The 22,853-nt window shown below is 30.5% G+C and carries 16 protein-coding genes and 1 pseudogene; 9 read left to right on the top strand and 8 right to left on the bottom strand.

What is annotated here, in order from left to right; translation table 11 throughout:
* Positions 1 to 211 precede the first annotated feature (211 nt).
* Positions 212 to 742 (bottom strand): hypothetical protein, encoded by a 531-nt coding sequence (locus ACAM25_RS13885; RefSeq protein ID WP_369610286.1) that lies wholly within the window; start codon positions 740 to 742, stop codon positions 212 to 214.
* Positions 743 to 959: 217 nt separating this feature from the next.
* Between ACAM25_RS13885 and ACAM25_RS13880 the strand changes: the two genes are divergently transcribed.
* The 3 genes from ACAM25_RS13880 to ACAM25_RS13870 are packed head-to-tail and all read left to right on the top strand — an operon-like array spanning position 960 to position 3,228.
* A complete protein-coding gene (locus tag ACAM25_RS13880; protein WP_369610285.1) occupies positions 960 to 1,313 on the top strand; it encodes a hypothetical protein in 354 nt (117 codons plus the stop codon).
* Positions 1,310 to 2,626, top strand: a complete 1,317-nt coding sequence (locus ACAM25_RS13875) for a hypothetical protein (RefSeq protein ID WP_369610284.1) — start codon at positions 1,310 to 1,312, stop codon at positions 2,624 to 2,626. Before ACAM25_RS13880 ends, ACAM25_RS13875 begins: the two co-directional genes overlap by 4 nt.
* Before the next feature lie 35 nt (positions 2,627 to 2,661).
* On the top strand, positions 2,662 to 3,228 hold the full coding sequence (locus ACAM25_RS13870; protein WP_369610283.1) for a hypothetical protein: 567 nt from the start codon (positions 2,662 to 2,664) through the stop codon (positions 3,226 to 3,228).
* Positions 3,229 to 3,237: 9 nt separating this feature from the next.
* Here ACAM25_RS13870 and ACAM25_RS13865 read toward each other — a convergent pair whose 3' ends face one another.
* The 3 genes from ACAM25_RS13865 to ACAM25_RS13855 form a co-directional block, all read right to left on the bottom strand.
* Positions 3,238 to 3,576, bottom strand: coding sequence for a winged helix-turn-helix domain-containing protein (locus ACAM25_RS13865; protein ID WP_369610282.1), 339 nt, complete (start codon positions 3,574 to 3,576; stop codon positions 3,238 to 3,240).
* A 688-nt stretch (positions 3,577 to 4,264) separates the two neighbouring features.
* A complete protein-coding gene (locus ACAM25_RS13860; protein WP_369610281.1) occupies positions 4,265 to 4,939 on the bottom strand; it encodes a hypothetical protein in 675 nt (224 codons plus the stop codon).
* Positions 4,932 to 5,648: a hypothetical protein gene (locus ACAM25_RS13855; RefSeq protein WP_369610280.1), complete on the bottom strand. Its 717-nt coding sequence runs from the start codon at positions 5,646 to 5,648 to the stop codon at positions 4,932 to 4,934. Before ACAM25_RS13855 ends, ACAM25_RS13860 begins: the two co-directional genes overlap by 8 nt.
* Before the next feature lie 727 nt (positions 5,649 to 6,375).
* Between ACAM25_RS13855 and ACAM25_RS13850 the strand changes: the two genes are divergently transcribed.
* Together ACAM25_RS13850 and ACAM25_RS13845 are read left to right on the top strand one after the other, a co-directional pair.
* Positions 6,376 to 6,525, top strand: coding sequence for a hypothetical protein (locus tag ACAM25_RS13850; protein ID WP_369610279.1), 150 nt, complete (start codon positions 6,376 to 6,378; stop codon positions 6,523 to 6,525).
* A 538-nt stretch (positions 6,526 to 7,063) separates the two neighbouring features.
* Entirely contained in the window at positions 7,064 to 7,402 is a 339-nt protein-coding gene (locus tag ACAM25_RS13845) for a hypothetical protein (RefSeq protein ID WP_369610278.1), read from the top strand.
* Between the two features lie 446 nt (positions 7,403 to 7,848).
* On the opposite strand, the gene ACAM25_RS13840 is transcribed toward ACAM25_RS13845, so the two are convergent.
* From ACAM25_RS13840 to ACAM25_RS13830, 3 genes and pseudogenes are all read right to left on the bottom strand, one after another.
* Entirely contained in the window at positions 7,849 to 8,451 is a 603-nt protein-coding gene (locus tag ACAM25_RS13840) for a hypothetical protein (RefSeq protein ID WP_369610277.1), read from the bottom strand.
* A gap of 1,004 nt (positions 8,452 to 9,455) precedes the next feature.
* Positions 9,456 to 10,425: pseudogene (locus ACAM25_RS13835) on the bottom strand (IS1 family transposase).
* A 346-nt stretch (positions 10,426 to 10,771) separates the two neighbouring features.
* Positions 10,772 to 13,135 (bottom strand): DUF973 family protein, encoded by a 2,364-nt coding sequence (locus ACAM25_RS13830; RefSeq protein ID WP_369610276.1) that lies wholly within the window; start codon positions 13,133 to 13,135, stop codon positions 10,772 to 10,774.
* A 487-nt stretch (positions 13,136 to 13,622) separates the two neighbouring features.
* On the opposite strand from ACAM25_RS13830, the gene ACAM25_RS13825 reads away from it, so the two are divergent.
* Complete coding sequence (locus ACAM25_RS13825; protein WP_369610275.1) at positions 13,623 to 15,620, top strand: hypothetical protein; 1,998 nt, start codon at positions 13,623 to 13,625, stop codon at positions 15,618 to 15,620.
* Between the two features lie 293 nt (positions 15,621 to 15,913).
* Complete coding sequence (locus ACAM25_RS13820; RefSeq protein ID WP_369610274.1) at positions 15,914 to 16,183, top strand: hypothetical protein; 270 nt, start codon at positions 15,914 to 15,916, stop codon at positions 16,181 to 16,183.
* An 84-nt stretch (positions 16,184 to 16,267) separates the two neighbouring features.
* On the opposite strand, the gene ACAM25_RS13815 is transcribed toward ACAM25_RS13820, so the two are convergent.
* The gene (locus ACAM25_RS13815) at positions 16,268 to 17,515 is read right to left on the bottom strand and encodes a DUF973 family protein (RefSeq protein ID WP_369610273.1); all 1,248 of its coding nucleotides are present in this window, start codon (positions 17,513 to 17,515) and stop codon (positions 16,268 to 16,270) included.
* A gap of 747 nt (positions 17,516 to 18,262) precedes the next feature.
* Between ACAM25_RS13815 and ACAM25_RS13810 the strand changes: the two genes are divergently transcribed.
* Both ACAM25_RS13810 and ACAM25_RS13805 read left to right on the top strand, forming a co-directional pair.
* Positions 18,263 to 19,864, top strand: coding sequence for a serine/threonine-protein kinase (locus ACAM25_RS13810; RefSeq protein WP_369610272.1), 1,602 nt, complete (start codon positions 18,263 to 18,265; stop codon positions 19,862 to 19,864).
* Between the two features lie 1,562 nt (positions 19,865 to 21,426).
* Positions 21,427 to 22,503: a DUF973 family protein gene (locus ACAM25_RS13805; RefSeq protein WP_369610271.1), complete on the top strand. Its 1,077-nt coding sequence runs from the start codon at positions 21,427 to 21,429 to the stop codon at positions 22,501 to 22,503.
* The last annotated feature ends 350 nt before the right edge of the window (positions 22,504 to 22,853 follow it).

Raw genomic sequence — 22,853 nt, 5'->3', positions numbered from 1 at the left:
TAAGGGATACATTGAGTTTGTTGCTTCAATATTCCAACCATAAGGTAAATGAAATATTAATTGTGAGACAAGAGAGAAAATTACTGAAAAACTATTAAAGAAAGAAACACAAATCCAATAACTTTAAACAAATTCATCTTCTTCACCTAATGAGGAAAAATAAATAAAAAATTTTACCTTAAAATTTTCAACTTAATCTATTTTAGCTTCCTCAGCTACCACCGGATGGCGGTGGAGGAGAATATACTGCTTGAATAGTTATGTAGGCTGTCTCAGGAGAAACTCCCGCGCTAACCCCATATGTTAATATTTCTATTGTTATTGCTTGTGAGGCGCCAGGTGCTAGAGTAAATGTTGCAGATGTAGAGAATGCACCAGTAGATTCTTGAACATAAACTTCACCAGCTGTTGGTTCTTTAACAGTTACTGTAACAGTTATTGATTGATTTAGATTATTCGTTATATAGAATACATCCTTCAATGTTTCATTAGCATTTAATGCCACGTTCAAACCATTTATTTCTAAGTCTCCACTGCCATTATATGATACAAATGGTACATTAGCATAACTTCCTAATGCTGAATCATTTGCTACTAGTGCTACGTTTGCCATATTATCTGCTACTATTGTGAATGCTATATCTCTTGTTGCGGTGTAGTAGAATGTTAGTGATGCTACCATAGATATTAGCAATATTCCAACAGTAACACCGAATAGGAGGGCTTTTGTGGATTTCTGCATGGCTTATCTCTGATTACATTCTTTGAGTTTCCTTTATTTAAATATTTCCTTATATTCGATAATTTTTGTTATGAAATTGAATTACATTTAATGTTACTTTCTCACAAATTTAACATTAAATGCCATTGTAAATAATATCACTTTTCAGTACATTGAATATATTTTTTGATGTAAATTTCCAGTAGTATTTTTATATTTAAAGACAAAATAGATTACCATGGTATTTATACTAGGGAAAAAGTCAATCTCTTTAATTCTACTACTTACTATTGTCATTTTATCTTTCTTATACTCTTTATCTTACGTTGAATCCTTAACTCTAATAGTAACTCAAAGAATACAGATGAAGGCCATAATAGATCCTCGTATTGCTTATTTAATAAATGAGAGCACAATAGAAGTTTATAATCCCTATAATTTTACTATTATAGTAATATATGGTAATCAATCTGTAATTCTTTACCCAGGAGAATCAGTTTTTTTCCATTATATTCCTAATTTGAATACAATAGAGATAGAGACAAATAATTTTAAAGAGATCATATACATTCCTCACGGTGATTATCCGTGAAAAAATATAAATTAAATAATACATTAAGAAGACTTATCATAATAATCCTAATTCTAGCTATTATAGGTGCTTCTTACGTTAATTATGCTAGTTACCAATCATCTCTACCTCATAAGATCTTTGTAGGAGATGAATTAGCAGCAGAAGTCACATGTTTTACTAAAGGCATCTTATACTTTTATCCTTATGGAGAAAACGTAACTATTGGTAATATTACAAAAACTCATATAATTTCATATATAGGCATATCTACCTTTGCAACTCTTTACAAAAATGCTTTATATAATTCAACAGTAGTATACAATCAACCTTATTATTTTCTTAAAATAACAAAAGAACTATTTATAAAGACAAATATCTCAGGAATTCAATATAACGTTTACCTCGTGACACCGTATTATAATAAGTTAGTTTACAGTAACTTTTCACATTCTGGTTTAATACCCTTAAACTTAACTTATTTAATAAACTTAAGTAATGTAATTAATAATGAAATAGGAGTTTCAGTTTATCCAATTATCAGCATTACGATAAATAATTCAGCTTTAATAAACGTTACAACTGTAAATGGTGATGTAATTTCAGTAAAATTAGTTAAAAATTATATAGCTAAAGAAATAGTAAAGCCATTATATGGTAAGCTAATATCTCTCACGAGTTATCCACTATCAGATTTATACATGTTATACGTTAATCTAGGATTTTATCCTAATCTAACTGAGGGAAATTATTCTTTGATATTACAGATTTCTAACCTTAATTTTACTTTATCGAGAGGGAAACTGAACTCTTTAATTCCACTTAACCTAACTCAAATATATGATTTAGCAGAGAATTTAACGTTGACGTATAAATTAGAACCAGTAACGCCAGTAATATATATTGACATAAAAGCAAAAATGGGAAATATTACGTTGTACCCCTACATTGTGATAAATGATAATAATGGGTACATAACAACCTCAATATATAACAACACATATTACTATCCTATTTATGAAGTTGTAGATGCAAATTACTCACTTATTGGATTATCATACGTAATAGTTCCAGCCATATTACTTGCCTTTATGCTATTATTTACAGAAAGTAAAAAACTCTCTATGAAAGACTTAATTATGAAGAAACTTAACAAGTATAAGAAAATAGTAGTTCATGTAGAGAAAGCCGAGTTCAATAACGCAAAGATTGTAAGAGTTAAAGACTTAAACGAACTATTAAAAATTTCTGCAATATTATCTAAGCCAATAATGCTCAATGAAAATAAATTGTGGATAGAAGATGATGGTGTAATTTACCTCTTGGAGGTTTAAGATAAGGTTTTTTTGTTCAAAACTTAATTTATATTATGCATTTAATACTACTCTTCCCGTTAATCATAAGTCTTGTATACGCTTTAGGTTTATTCATTATATCAAATATGATGAAAACCCAATCGTCTCAATTGAGAGATACTGTGAGGAAAAAGCTTACCATAAACTTCTTAGAGCGAAGCGTTAATTTTCTTACTGAAAGTGAATTCTCTGACTTAATGGATGAAATATCTCTCTTACCTAATTTAAAAAATATAAGCGAAGAAAGTTTAGTTGAAGAACTTAGTAAAGAAGTAGGAGAAAAAGCTGAAAAAATGAGAAAAGAATTAAATCAATTAATTTATTATCTTAACATTATCAGTAAAATAGATGCGATAGCAAACAGTTTATATTCTAGATCTAGATTGTTAAAGATAGTTGGAATAATCCTTGTAATTCTTGCTCTTCCTTTTGTGTTTTTTGAATTTAACTATATATATCCTGTTTCTTTATATTATTCTTACATCGTTATTGGAATATTTGTAGGTTTAATATTTTACATAATAGAATCACTCGTAGAATTCTATAGATCGGAAAAAATAACAAAAGTTGCAGAAAATTAGACAAAAAAATTAGGCTATCTGTTTACTTTTATTTCTTGTAGTATTACTTGTGTTCAATTTCTGCTTTATTTTAACGAGTAATTGTCTTATTTCGTCAGCTTTCTCTCTATAAATTTTTAGTTTCTCAAGTAGTTCTCTACCTATAGGTGTTATAACGTATTCTCTTCCTTCCTTTTTAATTGCATTTTTCTTTTCAAGGTATGGTATGTATTTTTCTGCTATAACGTAAGTAAGATTAGCCTTGTAAATGAGCCTAGTTTTTGATAACGGTCCATCGGAAAGTGCATACAAAATGTCAAACATTATATCATACTTGGTTCTCTTTCTTTTGTTAAATTCTACACGCATCAAGATAATATATATAATTCTCTATTTATATACTTTTTGTTCCATTATTTCCTCGATTCTCATTTATCGTTAAGTACTTATGAGCTTGGTATGTTTACATATCGTAGAATATTTAACGTAAGAAAAGCTATCCTTTGAAAAATAATTATATGAAATAATATCTTATAAGTAAAATTATCAGAAAATATAAATTTGTTTATGCTTACGGTCTAAAGTTAAACAAATTTATTAGTAAGTTGAATTATACCGTTTGCAAAAAACATGTACTATATTAACATTAAATCAAATAAGGGAAAAAAGGGTCGATTTAATGTTTAATCCACATTTTAAAAATGTATTTTCTTAGGTAATTTCTTTGTAAAGATTATTTCTTAATTCCTCTTAATATTGTCGGATTAAGAGTTTCACTAATAGTAATTCTCACTAGAAAAATTATTACATAGAATATAAAAGTAAATATTATATAAAATAAAGAGACTGTTGAATTGCAGTTATATAAATTAGTATGTAATACGCAAAAAATTAAAAATGTAAAAATTATATTAACGCTAGGTTAGTGCTCATAAATATGCGAGAATTCATTCAATAATGATCATATAAAATCTATAGGATAATATTGATAATAATTTATATAGTATTATCTGCTGATTTTCATTACTGCATTCCCTAAAATACTGTTTATAAGTAGTCATTCTTCTAATTTCCATTCAACTTTATAAGCTGAATGATGCACATCCCATAGTTCAAGTTTAATCATATTGTTTGAAATCAAGAAAGTGTGTTTCTCTGTTAAAAGTGGTGATTTTCCAGTAGTTGCTTTAAATCCTGCTATTGTTTTATATACTTCAGCATTTTTTATTATTCTAGGTAAATATATCAGAAGTTTTATATAACGAGTAGGACTGCCAACCTGTATAGTATAAGAATCTTCATTCATTATAGGATAATTCTTAAATAAAACTGAATATTTCCACTTTACTCTTTCTCCTACTCTTAATGAAGGTTCATATTTTGCTTTTAAGATAATTTCATGATCACTCTTTTTCTCTATTTCAAAATAAGTATTTAATTTCTCATTAGTTAATACATTCTCTCTCTTTAGATAAATTAGTTTAGCTATAGGCAAATTGTTAACCTCAAAGTGTGTATATCCCATTAATGTCTCTTTAATACCACTTTTAATTGGAATAAACTCTAAGTAACAAGTTATCCTTAAGTTTCCTTTTTCTGTTAGATTAGCCTTTACTATGTTCGTAATGTGATAATAATTTGATAATGAAAATTTCTCATCTAATTTTTCTTTTCCTTCCTCAACTCTTTTGAAATATTCTATTAAGGACAACAAGTCTCTTTTCCTAATCACTTTTTACCCACCTTATTCCGATTATTCCAGTCTCTACATTTGACAAATTTACGTCTATTACATTTCCCTTTATATCTAAAGAGTAATTCTCACGCAATGGAAGTAATACAGGCTCTTTAGCCAAAAACAATATGACTTTATTCACACTAGCATTCTTTACTTTATCCTTATCAATAATCTGTATTTTGACATTAAAGGAAGGGTAAGGAATATAGAAAAACTCTATCTTTTCATCCCTTTTTATTTCTGAATAAACATAGTATCCAGTCTTTATTATTTCCCCTATAGAGGTTGGCGGATCAAGTTGAAAGGAAAATTTAATTAAATTAGGTTTCCTCTCTATAATTTTAGGTTCTATCTCTATTATAGAGTCCGTGAGCAAACCCCTTGTTGATTTATGAAAACGAAAAACTTTGATTGGGGTTAAATCATATGTAAAGAAAAAATTAGTTAATCCTTCCTTTGTTGAAACTAATATATATGAATGCGATCGAGTATAATTTTTATCTGAAATAGTGACTTTATTTTCCGTATATAGAATTACGAAATCATGTAAAAAGAAGTTTTTATCTAAAACTATTTTATCATCTTCAATTTTTACTAATTTAAACGATATAAGGAATTGAAGGAAAGATTTATCAACTTCATTTACAGAAAGAGAAGTTTTACTTAACCTATTGATTAAAGAACTTAACTTGGCTAAATCCACACTTTTAAATATACTTAAGATTATATATAAGCAAAAATTAAACGGAGTATTGTAATATAAATAATAACTTCTAGCTGTTTTTGAAGATTCAAAGATAATTTATATCTTACACAGCAAATTAGACGTAAATAATAATAGAAGCTCAATTTTATCAACTCAACTTTTGTGTGCTGCCTCAATGATTATAAAAATAAAGGAAATGAGTTTAAGTTGTTTCAAAAAAGCTAAAATCAGACTTACCAATGATTATTTAACCAGATTCTTTTAACGTTATATTATATATCATAAATAGAAGTTTCAATCATTGAAATATAATGTTTGAACTTTTTATATTATCTACCTTTTACGAGACTATTCGTCTGCAGTCTTGATCCGTGTTTTTCAATAATCTGAAGATAACTTTAAACTACACTTTTTAGGAGAGTTGTACCCTATATATAACTTATAATAATTTGTTTTTAAGAAAAATTATCTTTTCTTAATCCAGCTTATGATTAATATTATCACTATTATAACAATAACTGATATAAGAATACCAACAAGGTTAAAGTTTAACGTGTTATGAAGAGTTGTATTTCCTTCTGTTTCTGCATTAGAATTTGTATTTGGTTATATTTTCATTGAAAATGCAACGGAAATCACCAACTAATTTTCATTAATAACATTAATTAGTTAATTAACAATATAACTCAATCAAAAAGGAAAAACTATCATGAGGTTGCTGGTAATGGACGGCATCAGACATGAACAAGACGAAAAATACATCCGTAAAGCACTAGAAAAACAACCACCACAACTAAACAACAAAAAAGCACTAGGAATACTAGAATACCTCAACGGAAAAACATACAACCAAATAGCAAAACACTCAAAGTAAACAGAAGCACAACATACAGATGGATAAAAGACTACCAAAGAAGAGGCATACAAGCAATATACTACAAAAAAAGAAGAGGAAAACAACCAAAAATAAACACAAACAAAATAGACGTAAAACAACTAGAAGGAAAAACACTAAAAGAAGTCTACACAGAACTAAAAAACAAAGTCCCAATAAGCTACACAACAACATGGAGAATAACTAGAGAGAGATTAAAACTACCCTATGCAAAACCCTACAAGTACAATGAAAAAAGACCATTAAACCCAGCCCAGATCTTAATCGACAATTTATCAAGGGTTGATCTTCAAGGGGCTAAGATTTTCTTCCTTGACGAGAGTGGTTTTTATCATGATCCTTCTAAGGTTAGGAGGTTTGGTTATACTTTTGTTTTGCAAGAGTATCCTAGTAATAAGGTTAATGTTATTGGTTGTATTCCTTTGAGTGTTGGCACTCCTCTAGCTATGGAGGTTGAGTCTAGTGTTGTTGTTGAGGAGGCTTAGGGCTGAGAATTCTGGTAAGGTTGTTGTTGTTCTTGATAATGCTAGTTTTCATAAGAGTAGTTTTAGATGCTGCTGAGGAGTTGGGGATTACTTTGGTTTTTCTTCCTCCTTATTCTGGTTTGAATCTTATTGAGTTTGTGTGGAAGGATTTGAAGCGTTGTGTTAATTCTTATTATACTTTTCCAAGTGGTTTGTTGGTTAAGATGTTTAATGAGTTGGTTTCCAAGGGTAATTACACGAGGTATTGGAGGGAGAAGTTTAGTGACGTGCTTGCACGTGGTGGTGTAGTGATGAGTGTGGAAGATTTTATATTATTTTACAGATATTATTTGTTCTCAAATGATATCACTTATAACTTAGTTGTTGTCTGATTTTTTATGTGATGAGTTCTATCTTTTTGTTGGGTAGAGTTCATAGTCGTTGCATTTTCAATGAAAAAGACTATATTAGTATTGGAAAAGGAAAGGAATTAGATCCAGTTTTGAAAGCCTTTTAGCAAGCATTTATGCAAATCTCCCAGAGTATGGCAAAGGGTTTGTTGAAGGGGCTGAAGAGTAAGCTAATGAGGTTAAGAGTTCAGATGAGGACTTATGGTTAGTATCAGCCCAAGATATCTATTCATCTTTAATTGAAGGTTATCTAGCTTGGATTGATTTAAACAAGGCTGAGGAGCATTAAATACTCTTAAACACGCTAGTGAGGTTCTTGAGAAGAAAGACTTTGAGCCTTTAAGCTAAAATATTAAAGAATACTTAAAAAGAGTAATATCGGATAGCGAATTCCGTGAAAATTTTGTGAGGAAATTTTAGAGTTACCATTATGCTCCCCAAAAGCTAATTTTCATTCTATTTGCTAGTGTTTTAGTTACATTTAAGATCAAACTTACGTCATCAACGTACTCTAAAGGTGTTTTAAATTGTACAATACATAAGCTTGGATACAATTTAATTCTGAATACATTATTTAAAGTGTTTATAAATTCTTGTGGAGGAGTAGAAAAGGATACACAACTTTGTTCATGTTCTACAATAAGGTCTCTTACTTCTTGCGGATTTTTCAAAGTTCCCAAAAGAACACAAACGTTATTTGTAATCAAATTGCTTCTACTTTCACATAACCATCTAGCAGCATCCCCTACAGAAATCATAGCCAGTAAATATGCGCCATATCTTCCTTTAAAAGGCGCTGCAACAAAATCTCTAGCCAATTTCATCCAACCATATTTTCTATAATATTCACGAGAATTGTTAAAAAAACTAACTTCACTTTGATTTATAAGTTTAATTTCTCTATTACCTATAGGTTCGTCTGGTGAAACAGGTATCTTATCTCTTACGCTATAAGCTATGGTATTATTTAAATCTATACCAGGAACTTGTTTAGTGACATCCTTGATACTCATATTATCTGGTACTTGCATTGATTGTCCGTTAGGCAGATCAACTATACCGATTTTTTAACACCTCCTTAGAATTTAACTTTGTTATTACTAGTTTTTTTATTTGTTTTAGAGATATATAAATCTTTATTATCGAAAGAAGTTATCTATCAAGAGCACAAACACATCATACTCTGCCTCATGTTATCTTAAGAACTAATTTTTAGAATTATTTATTATCAAATAAAACCTAGCCTTTAACTTTGTATTTGTTGATATAAATCTTTCTTGACTACTTATCTATCGATTTTTAATTTCTTTAAGATACAAACTTATTAGTGAACATGACAATATGATAGTAATAATATGAGAATGTTTAATACAAATGATGTAGTTTCAATTTGAAATATCCTAGACATAATCTTATTGATCCCAATTTTAGTATATCTTTAATGAATAATTTTATAGTAGAATTATGAGAAATTTTAAGTAAATTAAAATAATGGAATAGAAATATTTTCAAGAAAAAATACTAAACTAACAGATTCGTAATGTACAGCCAATGTTTCCATTGTAAATTGTAATTAGTTAATCTGTACTAGATGATCAAAATCAATCTGTCATTTTTAGTAATACTTTTAGGTGTAGAACACTATGTCATACCAAGGGTAAGTTAGCAATTGAACCAATAGGGGTGTGTTGGTGGCAGTCATGAAAATTAGTTATGTAATACGTAATAAAGTTTCAACGTGAAAAATTGACTGAAAAACGCTTGTACTAGAGTTGCCGTCATATTAATAATGAAACAGTTATTAATACGGCATGCCTAGCGAAACTAATACCTTAATTATACTTTCAATGTGAAAACATTAATTTCAAAAACATAAAGTGTGAAGTTTAAATATTTCGAGAACATACTCATAATGTCCTCTGTATAGTATTAAATTATTTTTATAACTTTTCCTATTAATTTGACATTTACCATATGTAAATCTTTTCATTGGGAGTGTTGGAGTGCAGTCATGAAAATTAGTATGTAATACGAGCTAAATTAAACTCTCTCTAATCTTCTTTACATTTTCCAACCAAACTTGATTAAAAGGAGTAGGGACCTTAGAAAACACCTTACCCCTCATAACAATAAGCAAACTCAAACTATACTCAACCATACTAATACTCCTATTAACAGCCTTAGTAAAACGATTAAAACGAGCAAGACAACTCCTCACCATAGAATGAAAACTCTCAATACGATAAGTATACTGCTTACCAACTTGATGATTATCAAGAACTTGATACACTTGATAATCATCAGAATAATTAACACCACCTCTTGGTAAAACTATCAACAACGAGCTCAAGCCATCATAATTCCTCTTATCATGAACAGAAGAGTAAGGAACACCATCAGCCAAACAAGTCCAATTCCACAAATCACACCTCTTAGAACCACGCCTAACACGATAAAAAGTCCACTGCTCATCAAAAATCTTCTCCCTAACACTATAATTCTTTATCAAACCTTGAAGATCAAGGAGAGCAAGATAAGCATTAAGACCAATTTTCCTAATCACGTGATAAACAGTAGAAACGTCTCTATTGGAAACACGTGAGATACTTCTCATACTCATATTGTTAACATATTCTTGTATTATTCTTCTCTTTTCGTCTTTACTTAACCTATGGTATTTTGCTTCGTAGAATGTTGTGTTGCATGTTTTGCATTTATATTTCTTTTTTCCTCTTGATGAACCGTTTTTTTATTATGTTTTGTGATTTGCATTTTGGGCAAGTTATTGTTTCTTCTCTTGTTTTTTGTTTTCTTCTCTTGGGTATTTTTAGTTTGTTTATGTAGTAGTAGGTTGTTGATTTTGGTAGGGTTAGTTTGTTTATTGGTGTTCCTAGTATGTAATTTGCTAGTGCTTGTGATATGTTCTTCAAGTTGTGTTTTTTGGGCTTAATGTTTTTATATTGAAGTATGAGAAGTATTAGTTGTGCTAGGGTTGCTGTGTTCATAACTGGTTACCCATTAATTTGACGGCAACCCTAGCACAAGTGTTTTTCTGTTGATTTTTACGTTAAAACTTTTTGCTTATATAATTTTTTGACGTTTTTAATTTTTTACGTATTACATACTAATTTTCATGACTGCATTCCAACACTCCCTTTTCATTTAATCTTCATATAAAGATCTTGGTACCTTAATTTTTTGCTTCAAAAACTACACTATATTAAATTTAACATTATCTTTTTAGTAATTCAAGTTTCTCATTATGAAAAAGTATTCGACTAAAATATTATTTGTTAGACTGATTATTTCTGAGTAAGTAAGAAAAATACGAGAAAAAGAAGTATGTGATTATTATGGTATATAGTACGTTGGTATTGATATTGTAAACGTTTGTTTATTATACTCAATTGTTAAAACTGTTTGATAAATTGCACTGTTTGGTACTAACCCTTGAGGGACAGTATTCAAAGTAACCAAGATAGTATTTTGACCGATATTTAAGGTATTAGGACTAACATTTGTTCCTATCAGATTTGTTCCAGCCACACTAACACTAATTATGCGAGCAACAATATTAGAATCTAAATAAAGTTTAAGAATCCCATTACTCCTAATAACTCCACTATAAATCGGCCTAATAACAGGCTGAGTAGCCATCATTCCACTATGAGAGGATGAATTATTTCTTCCCTTCCTAAAAACAAGAACACCACTAACAACAGCAAACAAACTTACAATAGCTAAAATCAAGATTGGAGTAGTAAGCAAAGATTGACTAGATAATGAAGAGGAACTCAACGCAATATTAGAAGATATCGGGGAAGAAGAGGTAGTAGAGGTAGTAGTGGACACACTTGTTGAAGAGGTTTGTATAGTAGTGGTAGTCTGTGTTTGAGTAGATGTAGTCTCAGTGGGCATGACTGATATTTTTATTACTTGTGGACTATTTGTGACTGTAATTGACCCGTTTAGTTGATTAGTATGATAGCCAGAAGGTAGTCTAATAACATAAAAGTATGTTCCAGAAGTCAGATTAAATTTAATCGTATTTTCATCAGATGTCTGAGTAATATTTACGAACTGTCCGTTAGTGGAAGTTCCGGAAAGTGTGACAGACCATGGTAATCCTTTTGGTAAACCTACTGCCTCAAAAGTAATTGGATACGTGGTTATGTTAGGAACAAACTTAACGTCTATAATTACGTTGTTACCATTAACTATTATTGTTCCTACTTTCGGAGTTATAATATTGTATCCACTATTCTGGACATTAATTGTATATAAATAAGTTCCATTAGGCACATTAAATGTTATATTGCTTGAAGAGGATGCCTCCTTCATGGTATTTAGAGTTACCGACCAGTGAGTTCCATTAGGCAAACCAGTTTCCTCAAATGTTACATTATAGTTTATGTTTGGGGGATAGAACATCCCAACAGCACTACCTCCAGCAGAGACAAAATACATTATATGATTATTTTGATCATAAACCATATCAATCCAACCACCTTCTGAATAACATATATTAGTTATATTATTGTTACTGGCGTTAATTATATATAAACCATTACCATCAGCATATATTAAATTATTAATAGAATCATACATTATATAACTTGGATCAAAATAATTTATATTAATATTCCCTTGTATCTCATTTGTTATCCCATTAACAATTAGTATGCCGTTGGAGCCAGCCACATATATTAGATTGTCTTTCGTATCTACAGTAACACCATATGGTGTGTAAGGAAGAGGTATGTTTGCTATCACTTTTTCTGTCAACGGATTTATGACTGTTAGAGCTTGTAATACGTAATCTGCTACATATATTAAATTATTATCGGGGTCGTATGTAAGTGCCGAATAAGAAGAATGAAATGAGTATACATTACCCGGAGAAATAGATATATTTGCAACTAATGAATTATTTAACTGAGGTGCAATAGCAAGTATACTAGCAGTAGCAGGATCTGCTATGTAAATTAAATTATTATTAGGATCGTAAAGAGGAATTATAGCATCATAAGCACAATATATATTATTATTATATGGTTGAAGAATACCAGAACAAATTATTTTATTTGTTGAGGGATTAATAACTTCAAGACCTAAACCGTACATATATGAAGATTGAGAATAAAAACCTGTTAAGTAGAGCAGATTATTCTGCGGATCATATATGATACTATATGGAAAAAAATTATTCAAATTAATACCATTTATAACTTGATTTACTGAAGTATTAATTATATAAACATAATAGAAATAACTTTGGTAATTGTGTATTGGCACATATAATAATTTGTTTTGTGGATCATAAGCTAATCCAGTAGTACGCGGGATAACTGGTATGTATCCAAATACATGATTGGTAGAGAGTGTAAAGAAAATAGTTTGGCTAACGTCTTCGTTATTAACTGTGATATTACCTTTCGAAATTGACGCATTGTAATATAACAAAGAACTATTCACTATATACTGATAATTTCCATTTGGCTCATAAAAGGTTATATTTTCATTAGCATATGCTACTTTTGTTTGTCCGTTCAAAGTTACAGACCAAGTAGAGCCTAAGGGTAATCCATATTCAACGAACGAAATAGTATATGTAGAAGAAGTAGTTGAATTAACTACTAGAATGCTCAACGCTAAAAGCTCTATGGTAATTAGTAATAGAGATAGCAATATCTTGTTTCTTCTCATAATCATCATTATATACACTTAAAAATACCTTATATAAAAACTTTGCTTAGTGAGGAGTGTGTCCATAATGTCTAGATACATATTCAATGCATCACTAATCTCTATACAAAGATTGGATGAACGATTATATACGCTAAACATTAAGTTGTAGAAATAACTAATAATATTATAATTGACTCACTCGAGGGAGATCATATGCTCCAAATTAATTCGTTATTGTCTCTGATGAAAAAGGCGATATGCTCTGAATAAGCACTGTTTAATTGAATTCGCATTATTTACATTAGCCTTATTACATTACTGGATGTGAGTAGTTTATCTCTTAATGTGAGTTAATTTAATTTTTAGAGACAATAGCATGTAGTCCTTTGTCTACATACTAAATTAATGCCATTTCTCACGCTCCTCACTTTGACTTAGTAAAAATAATTTTTGCGTAATATAGGAAATTATGTAAAACCAAACTTTTAAAAAGTTATACTACACATATTAAATCATGGTAGAGAATATTGATAGTGATACCAGTAACAAGGATTATATGCAAAGGAAAATTAATAACATAATAGGATTTATTGAGAAAGCCACACTTGTCGTTTCTCTGGGTTTTGATATGCTAGGGACAAGTGCGATAAGCTTAAAAGAGATTGAGAAACTAGAGAACGTTACACTTGATAAATTGATGGAATCCCTAAAACAAACTATTACTATGAAGAAGAACTCTGAAATTAGCATTAAAAATGTAAAACAAATATTCAGCGAAGTTGTAGATTTAGAATCCATAAAAAAAGAGAAAGGTAATAATGACTTTGATCTGAAAGATCTTGAGGAAAACATTTCTATGCCCAAAGTTTTTGAAGAGGAAGCTATATTAAACGATTTTGCGATTGTTAGTAATCAAAACTTGTCTGCTAATGATGCAGACCCTTTGCTTATATTTCTGAGTAAAACCAGATTGACATTATTCTCTGAGAGATCAAATGATGTAGTAATTATTGAGTTATATCATGGGAATTTACCCATATATGTTCTGAAGGATAATGAGAAGAAGCCTTTCCATTACATTTTAAAGAAAGATAATCATTCCGATAAGTACAAAATGGAAAAAGTTCCTGATTCCTCAAATCAAGATAATTTAGGGGATATACTTGAAAGCTATCCGGAAGATAAATTGGAATTTAGATTGTTTCTTGTTATTACATTAGAACATGGTTATGATGAAGATAAAAATAATGTTGAAAATACTCAGAAAATTATGAAACGAAAGTTAAATAATGTAGCTGCCCTTGTGGGAGTTTTTAGCTTTAGGCCAGACGGTGAAAGTCAAAAAGAGGGCAAGGAAAATAGGAAATTATTTGAGAAATTATTGCATCATATCACTGATCCGGAGGCTGGATTTTATATAGACATTGAATCATTCTTTTCGAAATATCTTGGAGTTAAGGACAAAAATATTGTTAAACACTCAGGGGGAAAGGAATTTCTTATTGAAGAGAAAATAAGTACATCAAACCAGAATGCTAATGATCAAAATGCTAATGATCAAGGAGATAAGCTTACTCTTACCGGCCTACAATTCTTCATGATCTTCTTAGCCTGGTATTTTGTGGCACGGCCCATGAGGAAAAGATTATTAAAACGTGGAAAATTAAAAAATAGTAGACATCCTGCCCTATTCGCCAGTAGATTCTTTCACTCTATCTTTGACCTCAGAAACAGTCTCTTTCATTATTCCTTAGGCCTCGTGGCCAAGGATGATCGGTTACTAGTTTCGAAATCAGTGGAATTCAGTGATGGGAGGTATATCTTAAGGCCTGATTCGGATCTGTCACTTCTGCTGGCATACATCTTTCATGATTATTTAGACATATATTCAGAACGCGTAGAGCTAGCCATGAGGATAAAAGATTCCATCATGGAGCTATGTAGCTCTACAAGGGTAGATATAATTAATCAAACTATTCTTTATGACGACTGGATAGTTAACCTGGAGCCCGAGAGAAATGTAAGGGTAGATGAGGACAGGATAGATCTGTACAAGTGGCAGTTAAACTGGGACGTAAGCTGGGGCATTTTCATCACTGCAGTCTTGTCTATTCTGTCACAAACCATGATATTAATGAACAAAAGAATTGATAGATATCTAATGCAGTACGAGAGAGTGGGTTTCTTCTCCATGTGGTTGAGGGGATCCCTCGCTTTTGAGCATCTCCATGAAATAATGGCTGATGGCGCAAAGGATTTCTCCGATTTCTTCAATATTGACATACTTCAGAACGATGCCTACAACCAATTATTTGAGACTTTCAAGGAGACCTCTGGCGTGAATAGAATGTATGAGAGGATGATTGAGAGGATAAGGATGTTCGGGGAATATGAGGCACACAGAAGATTACATGATCTCACTATCATAAGTATCGTCTTGACAGTGGTTCTTGTAGTTCTCACATTACTGACAGCGCTTCCGGCGATAGAGGAGCTACTAAGAATAATATGAAAAGTGAGAAGTTTAGCGGACTGGCTAGCGCCATAAATATAAAAACTCATTATGTATCTACATATCACGTAACGTTTAATGTTTCTTATCAATATGTCTATTAACTCTGAGTGCGGATAGGAACTTAAGTCGAGTATTATCCCTAGCTCATATAAAACATATTAGTCGGGTTTGTATAACTCAAACCCGATGAACGAGGCCGGCTCCCTAGCTGAGCCTCAAGCTCGGTTGCTAGCCTGGCCTCCCTCCATCCGTACCGGAAGTTGGGCAAAAGCCCGAATGAGGTTGGGAAAATGGAGGGATTAATAGCAGGAATAGACATAGGAAAGAAAACCTTGTACTTAAGCTACCAAGGCAAACTATACAAGCTAACAAACGATGAAAAAGGATACGAAGAAATAAGAAAAATACTACCAAGTGGATCAAAAATAATACTAGAAGACTCAGGAATATACACAAGAAAAGTAATAAGAGCACTAAACAAGGACTACGAGATAAGAATAGTAAACCCACTAACAATATCAAAACTAAAGAGGAAAGAAAAGCGACAAAATAGACGCTAAAAAACTTGAAGAAATAAAATTAAGTGAGACAAGAATGGCAAAAAAGAAAGAGAACCAACAAGCCAATGGGACTTCATCACAAGATCATGGAATATAATAAGAAGGTATTTTTAAAACGTATAAGTTTCCATTAACTTCATAATGCATTATAATATTGTATATTGTACCTTGCTTAAAACTATAAGGCGTTTGATTGAGGAATCCCCTAATAACATTGTTACCAGGTTGTATTTCGCTAGGAGTAATATTATTTGCGATGTAATTCGTCCCTTCCACATAGATAGAGACAATTCTAGCTTTTACAGTCGAATTTAACACAAGCTTAATAGCCCCGGTCCTTCTTATTGCACCAGCATAAACGTACTTAATTGAGGGCTGAGAGTAAGTATATTGTGGCGTACTAGATACCTTAGGCCGACTCTTATTACCACCTTTTCTTTTCCTTCTATATGCAACTACTCCGCCTACTAGTAAGGGTACTGAGACTAAGGGCAGGAGAATTGGCAAAGATAATTCTGGAAATATGCTTGATGACACACTAAGATCGAATTGAACTGAACTTGGGTCTCCTTTGAAACTCCCTACTTGAGTTTGAGGAATTACAGTGATTTGAGTACTACCGCCAAGAGCTGAGCTTGCCTTTACGAAAACACAAATTGATAAAACATAGGATAAATCATATATATCTAATACAACATTACCGCTTTTTACATTAGATGTTTCTATTGTTATCTTTTGAGCTCCAGGAGAAGTCCAACATAGCTTTTGAGTAGATGTAGTGCCATCACCACTAACATTAACATAACCTACAATTTCTCCAATAACACTTATATATCCTCCTCCACTGAAGACAAAGGCGTTAATAGTCAATCCGGGAATAGCACACGTAAAAGTACCTAGAGCGTTAATAGTCAACTGAAACTGCCCACCAGAGTAAACTTGTGTGCCCCCTATGTTAATTGGTGGTATATTAATAGTTATAGGTAATTTATTCCCAGATATTGATACTGATACACTATTTGTAGAATTGGGAGTTAGAGTAGTTGGTGATACTGAAATAGTAGTAGTATAGCTTCCTGAAATATATTGATTATTTACAATGTTAAACGTAACACTTTGCTGAGAGGATTGTGCATTAACTAAAATATTTGCAATAGTTAAAGTAAATTTAAACGGAATTTTAACTGGATGAAACATTGTAGTCGGATTAGTATTCATTACACTAGGAATAGAATAATTTGAGAGGATAGCAAAAGATGGCATTTGAAGTCCGTAATCTATCAAAAGTAATGTTAAAATAAATATGGATATTAATCTTAGTTTCCCAATCATATCCATTTTAATATCATTTCTAATAATATATAAATCTTTCATGAGAATATGTCATATACAGTTTTTCGTTAAGAAGACACGAATCTGTTATATTTACTCTCACACTTACAAAAGATATTACAACTACTATGAAAAGCTCTAGTATTTCTGAGAAGTTTTAAAGTTTGAAGATTTAGAGAATAGGCTTAAAGGGACTGTTCGAATGCAGTCATGTAATATGTAGTATGCAAAAATTAAAAACGTAAAGAAATTATATATGCGCAACGTTAGTTCCCGTAAATGTATAAGAACTCATTTAATGTGGATCGTATAACTCATACAGAAAATAATGTTGATTACAATTTATATCTTATTATTTGTTGATTTTCATGAATGCAATTGAACACTCCCTGCTTAAAACTTATTGGAATTAGCATCTATGCTGTTCCTTTAAAATCATTTATTCCTTTTAAATTATACATCTTACCACAGCAAAATCTTACTTATTAATAAATAATTTCTAAGTAATAATATAAAAACATATAAAATTATAAATTATGGGCTATTAATATAATAGATCTATATTTGGAGATTCCATATAATACTTCTTATAAAAAGAATTATCTCTGATACGTTACAATAAAAATAATTAGGATTTCAAATCATTTGATTTCTCATAATATTAATGGAGTCTTCCTTTTTGTTCGTAAATCTTTTAACGTTCATAAGAAAGCAACATTTATATATCAAGTTATCACTTATTAATTCATGGGCGTAGCAAAGGCAATTATAATAACTTTCATATTATATACATTTTTGCTATATCCTTTCTTAGGATTAATATCTGCATCCGGAGGTATTAATATATTCACCTTTACGGGCTACTTTATTCCTCTCTTATTTTTTGAGTTTCTAGCTGTAGGCATTTCACTAGCAACTAATAAAAAGAGAATAATTGAGATTAGGGTTAGAAATTTACCAGTCAGAAATTGGATAGCAATAATAGAATCAAAGACCCTTGCTTTTAATACTGACGTAGCAAGGCTAGAGATAAAAGGATCTCCATTAGCTATTTTCTGTCCTCAAATAGTAGATAATATGGTTTATTTTCCAAGACCAGCTAAAACAAAGCTCTCCGGTAATGTGATTGAAATAAATTACCAGCCAACAACTGCCTACAGTGTATTATTGGATTTCCCCCTATGTATGAAATTCTATAATCCTATTTATACTAACCCAAACATTCCAAGAACCCATATTGTTGCTGAAAAAGAGATTGTTGACAAAAATGGTAAAAAACAAAGACTTAGAATAGAATTTAACAAACCAGGAACTTATCCAACACCTACTCAACCTCCTATTGGACAGAATCAATTACCAATAAATCTCTCGTTATCTAATTGGGATCCAAACGTATGGGTAGGTAGAGAAATTCACGGATATAAGGTTGATTCAGTTATAGGTACTGGTGGAAATGGTTATGTACTAAAAGTATCTTTAGGTGGTACTAAATACGCTATGAAAGTTCTTTCAATAACTCCAACAAAAAGCGGTACTGTAACTTTACAAGCAAAAAGCGGTTTTGATCAATTATTTAACGAGAGTGAAAATTTGAAGAGACTATCACAAAATCCAAATTTTGTAACAATTTTCGGAATTTATGTTGATTCTAACATGATCATGGAAGCACTTAAAGGGAATGCTGAGGCTTATTTTAAGAACCCACCAGCAATAGTTATGGAATTTATGGAGGGAGGAAGCGCAGATAAACTACTAACAAATCAAAATATTACATATTCAACGTATTGGCCACTTATCGTAAAGAAAATAATAAAACAAGTAGCTGTAGCCTTATCATATTTACACTCAAGTGGTTATGTTCATTTAGATATTAAACCTCAAAACATATTCTTAAAGAGAAATCCCGGATATTTAGGAGAGGAAGTTTATAGGAATATTGATGGAATAATTAAACTAGGTGATTTAGGTTCAGCAGTAAAAATTGGAGGAAAAATTGAGCAAGTAACTCCTTCTTATGCACCACCAGAACATGTTGAGGCAATAATAACTGGAAAAGGAGCTGATCCTAAAATGGATATATTTGCTCTTGGTATGACAGCTTATGTCATGCTTACCTTACAACATGATAATCCAGCTGGAGATTACTTAGATAAAGTGTTAGATGCTTATATTAATGGTAATATTAGCGTTGCTTTAACTTTAGTACGTCAAGCTAAGCAAATACTGTCAACATGGAGACCAACCATACCTCTAACAACGCCTCAAGAATTACAGCAGGTAATCATAAAAACATTAAATCCAGAACCACAATTAAGACCAACAGCCCAAGAAATAGCTAATACTCTGTAAACTTTTTTGTTGGGACAAAAGTTTACTTCTCATTTATAGAACGGTTGTATAATCAAAAGATTAACCTAAAGGATCTGTTTTCACAATAACGTCAATATCATTTACAAAATGAAAGTTTATATTACAGACATCCTATATTTTCTTTGAAAAGTCTCCTAACATAAATAAAGATTTAAATAGTTATTTATTTCTTCTATATATGGATAACAAGGATTTCTTTTTATCTTTATCGAATAAAAATAAAGGGTTCTGGCTGAGATTTATCGTATCGAAAAACTTAGTAGCTCAATCAGTAGTTTCATTAACATAGTTTGATAGAAATAATGTCATGGGAGAAAAGATAATTTATAACGATAAATTTTTATTTAATAAACAACGGAAGCAATGATTAGAGTTGAACAAAACAATTAGGAAAGTGCACGTGATGCTAATTATAATTTAACATGGCATGATAGAGACAGTAAAGTTAAAATCAAGTATATTAGAGAGATTACTAAGTCATCCGATTATAAGCTAATTTCACCAAATGCAACTTTCAACAGTTACATATTTCTTCAAAATAAATGATTATAGAGGTTTAATAGGATACGTATCAAAGTCAGATCATACCAAAGGATGATTATAGTTCCATTTGCAAGGATCGGAAAAAGAAAAGACGCTTGGTTAGATGTTTTAATAAGTAATATTAAATGAACATAATTTATATCTCTGGAGTTTTGGATAATGAAAGAATTCATAAAAAAGAAGACATATTACCAGGTATTTTAAAGATGGCTTTCAGTAGGCAACAACGTTATAGAAATAAATGCAGATTTGAACCAAACAGATCTATAAAAACAAAGACATCTAATATTTACGTATAATTCAGAATTAGCTAAGATTATTATTAGCTATAAGGGCAATGTGTTTACAGTAAAATTAAGATTCTTGGAATATTGTACAACTAAGGATATAAAATGGCCAAATAAGATTAAAGAGATACGGTAGTGCTTGAAGTTAGAGAAGTTTCAAATCCTTAAATATATACAAATAAAAAATTCTAACTAAAACCAGAAAAATTAAAGTGAAAGAGTCCGATAATATTTATCTTATCATTATTTCTTCTATTTTAGTATTAATGTTTGTATTAAAAGAGAGTTACTAAATCTCTCTCAGCATTAAGCACTATCCTTACATTATTCTAAGTTTAATTAAACTCTATTAAATTCCATTTCTTTCCGTTGATTCATTGGATTAAATTTATTTACCAATGCACAGAATATGATGTATAAAATATTGCAATATAATTAAATTACAGAAAAAGGAAAAATGTTTTCAAATATCGAATTCTTGCCAACAGAATATCACCGTCTTAATTGATTTATTTGGATTAACTAAGAATATAAGAAGAACGAATATGACGATTTAAGAAGAGTAAAAATATTATGAAGTTTTCCTTATTAAAATGCACAAATTATATAATTAATATTTTCTCTTATCTACATTTTCTGTTCAATTTTGTTTATATTTTAGCGTTTAAATAAAGCTTATTAATAGGGAAAAATTAGTATATATCGATAGATATGAGTTCACAAAACGTAGAATTAGAAGGATTAAGGAAATTGAAAAATGGAGCATTACTGTCACTCATATCTCAGATTTTGATAATTTTAGTTATTATTGCTGTGTATTCTCTAAGTTATTTATTTATTTTACTTGGCATTTCTTCAGCCTCATCTAGTTCGGGATTACCATCTACTTTATCATTTGCAACTGGAGGTATTGGTATGTCAGTGATTATATTCCCTTTAGTATCACTAATCTTAGAAATTTTAGGTATTGTTATGCTAAGGAGCGGTTATGGAAAGTTAAAAGATTTAGGTAAGGATGTTGGCATGGGCAAACTTGGTGGAACATTATTTCTAATTGGTCTAATAGTTACAATTCTAACTCCAATTGTTGTTTTATTATTAGGGACTTTAGTTATGAATTCAATTACGACTTCTAGCATCACATCTCCTAATGCATCAAGTATTTCTTCTACAGAAAATAACATAACTCTTGCAATTATTATTATCTTCTACTCAGCCGCTATACTAGGAACAACTCTAATTCTCATAGGAGAAATTTTGTTAGGCATTGGTACTTATAGGGTAGGAGATGAATATAATGAGGGGACAACAAGAGTTGGTGGAACATTAATTGCAATACCTATTATTTCATTTATTGGTTATATGTTTGCATATTATGGGTTAAGCAAAATAATTAATAAACTTTCATTAACTAATTATCCTACTCCAATTATGGCGCAAAACCCAGTGCAACTAATACAGCAACCTTCATATGGACAGCAATTACAGCAAACATACGTAAATCAATTTTCTCAAATAGGTCAAGGAGTAATAAAAAGTAATGGTTATGCACAACTTACTCTATACTCCCCTACAACGGCTGTAATAGCATCTGCACAAATCCAGGGGACCTCTTTGGTATCAAATAATATAAATCCAGTATTTCTAAATCCAGGAAATAATGATATAGTGATTAATTTTGGAAATTTACCAAATCTTATTAAAGGTAATCAGTATATAATAACACTTTATATATCTACTAATGGCAATTTAACAACTATAAATAGTATAGCCTATTACCAAGATTAATGTAAATTGTGGAAATAATGTCAATAAATATTCTATAAGAATATTTATGCGATAGCCCTAGATTACAATGTACATTCACAGAACGCGTTAATAATGTGGCTACTTAGGTGCAAATTTAAGACTTTTTGGTCTCTATGTAAAGATAAAATGTTAATGTCTATATATGCTAAATATTAAAAGTATATAGGAAAGTTATAGAAATAATTTGTACCAAAATTGTGACATAATGGAGGCAATCAAATGATAAGAGATATTTTTATCGAGAAAGCTTTCGTTCTAAGCAATTACAAATGATATTTTGTTTGCAAGAACTTTATATAAGCCCTAATAGCATGACTCAACCATTAACG

It is taken from the genome of Sulfurisphaera javensis, assembly GCF_041154675.1.
GTDB lineage: Archaea > Thermoproteota > Thermoprotei_A > Sulfolobales > Sulfolobaceae > Sulfurisphaera > Sulfurisphaera javensis.
This window is presented reverse-complemented; position numbering and strand designations above follow the sequence as displayed.

Coding starts and splice junctions, on each gene's coding strand:
- ACAM25_RS13850 (WP_369610279.1), top strand. CDS start 6,376: ATGGACGGCATCAGACATGAACAAGACGAAAAATACATCCGTAAAGCA.
- ACAM25_RS13815 (WP_369610273.1), bottom strand. CDS start 17,515: ATGATTGGGAAACTAAGATTAATATCCATATTTATTTTAACATTACTT.
- ACAM25_RS13840 (WP_369610277.1), bottom strand. CDS start 8,451: ATGCAAGTACCAGATAATATGAGTATCAAGGATGTCACTAAACAAGTT.
- ACAM25_RS13885 (WP_369610286.1), bottom strand. CDS start 742: ATGCAGAAATCCACAAAAGCCCTCCTATTCGGTGTTACTGTTGGAATA.
- ACAM25_RS13805 (WP_369610271.1), top strand. CDS start 21,427: ATGAGTTCACAAAACGTAGAATTAGAAGGATTAAGGAAATTGAAAAAT.
- ACAM25_RS13810 (WP_369610272.1), top strand. CDS start 18,263: ATGGGCGTAGCAAAGGCAATTATAATAACTTTCATATTATATACATTT.
- ACAM25_RS13820 (WP_369610274.1), top strand. CDS start 15,914: ATGGAGGGATTAATAGCAGGAATAGACATAGGAAAGAAAACCTTGTAC.
- ACAM25_RS13865 (WP_369610282.1), bottom strand. CDS start 3,576: ATGCGTGTAGAATTTAACAAAAGAAAGAGAACCAAGTATGATATAATG.
- ACAM25_RS13830 (WP_369610276.1), bottom strand. CDS start 13,135: ATGATGATTATGAGAAGAAACAAGATATTGCTATCTCTATTACTAATT.
- ACAM25_RS13825 (WP_369610275.1), top strand. CDS start 13,623: ATGGTAGAGAATATTGATAGTGATACCAGTAACAAGGATTATATGCAA.
- ACAM25_RS13880 (WP_369610285.1), top strand. CDS start 960: ATGGTATTTATACTAGGGAAAAAGTCAATCTCTTTAATTCTACTACTT.
- ACAM25_RS13870 (WP_369610283.1), top strand. CDS start 2,662: ATGCATTTAATACTACTCTTCCCGTTAATCATAAGTCTTGTATACGCT.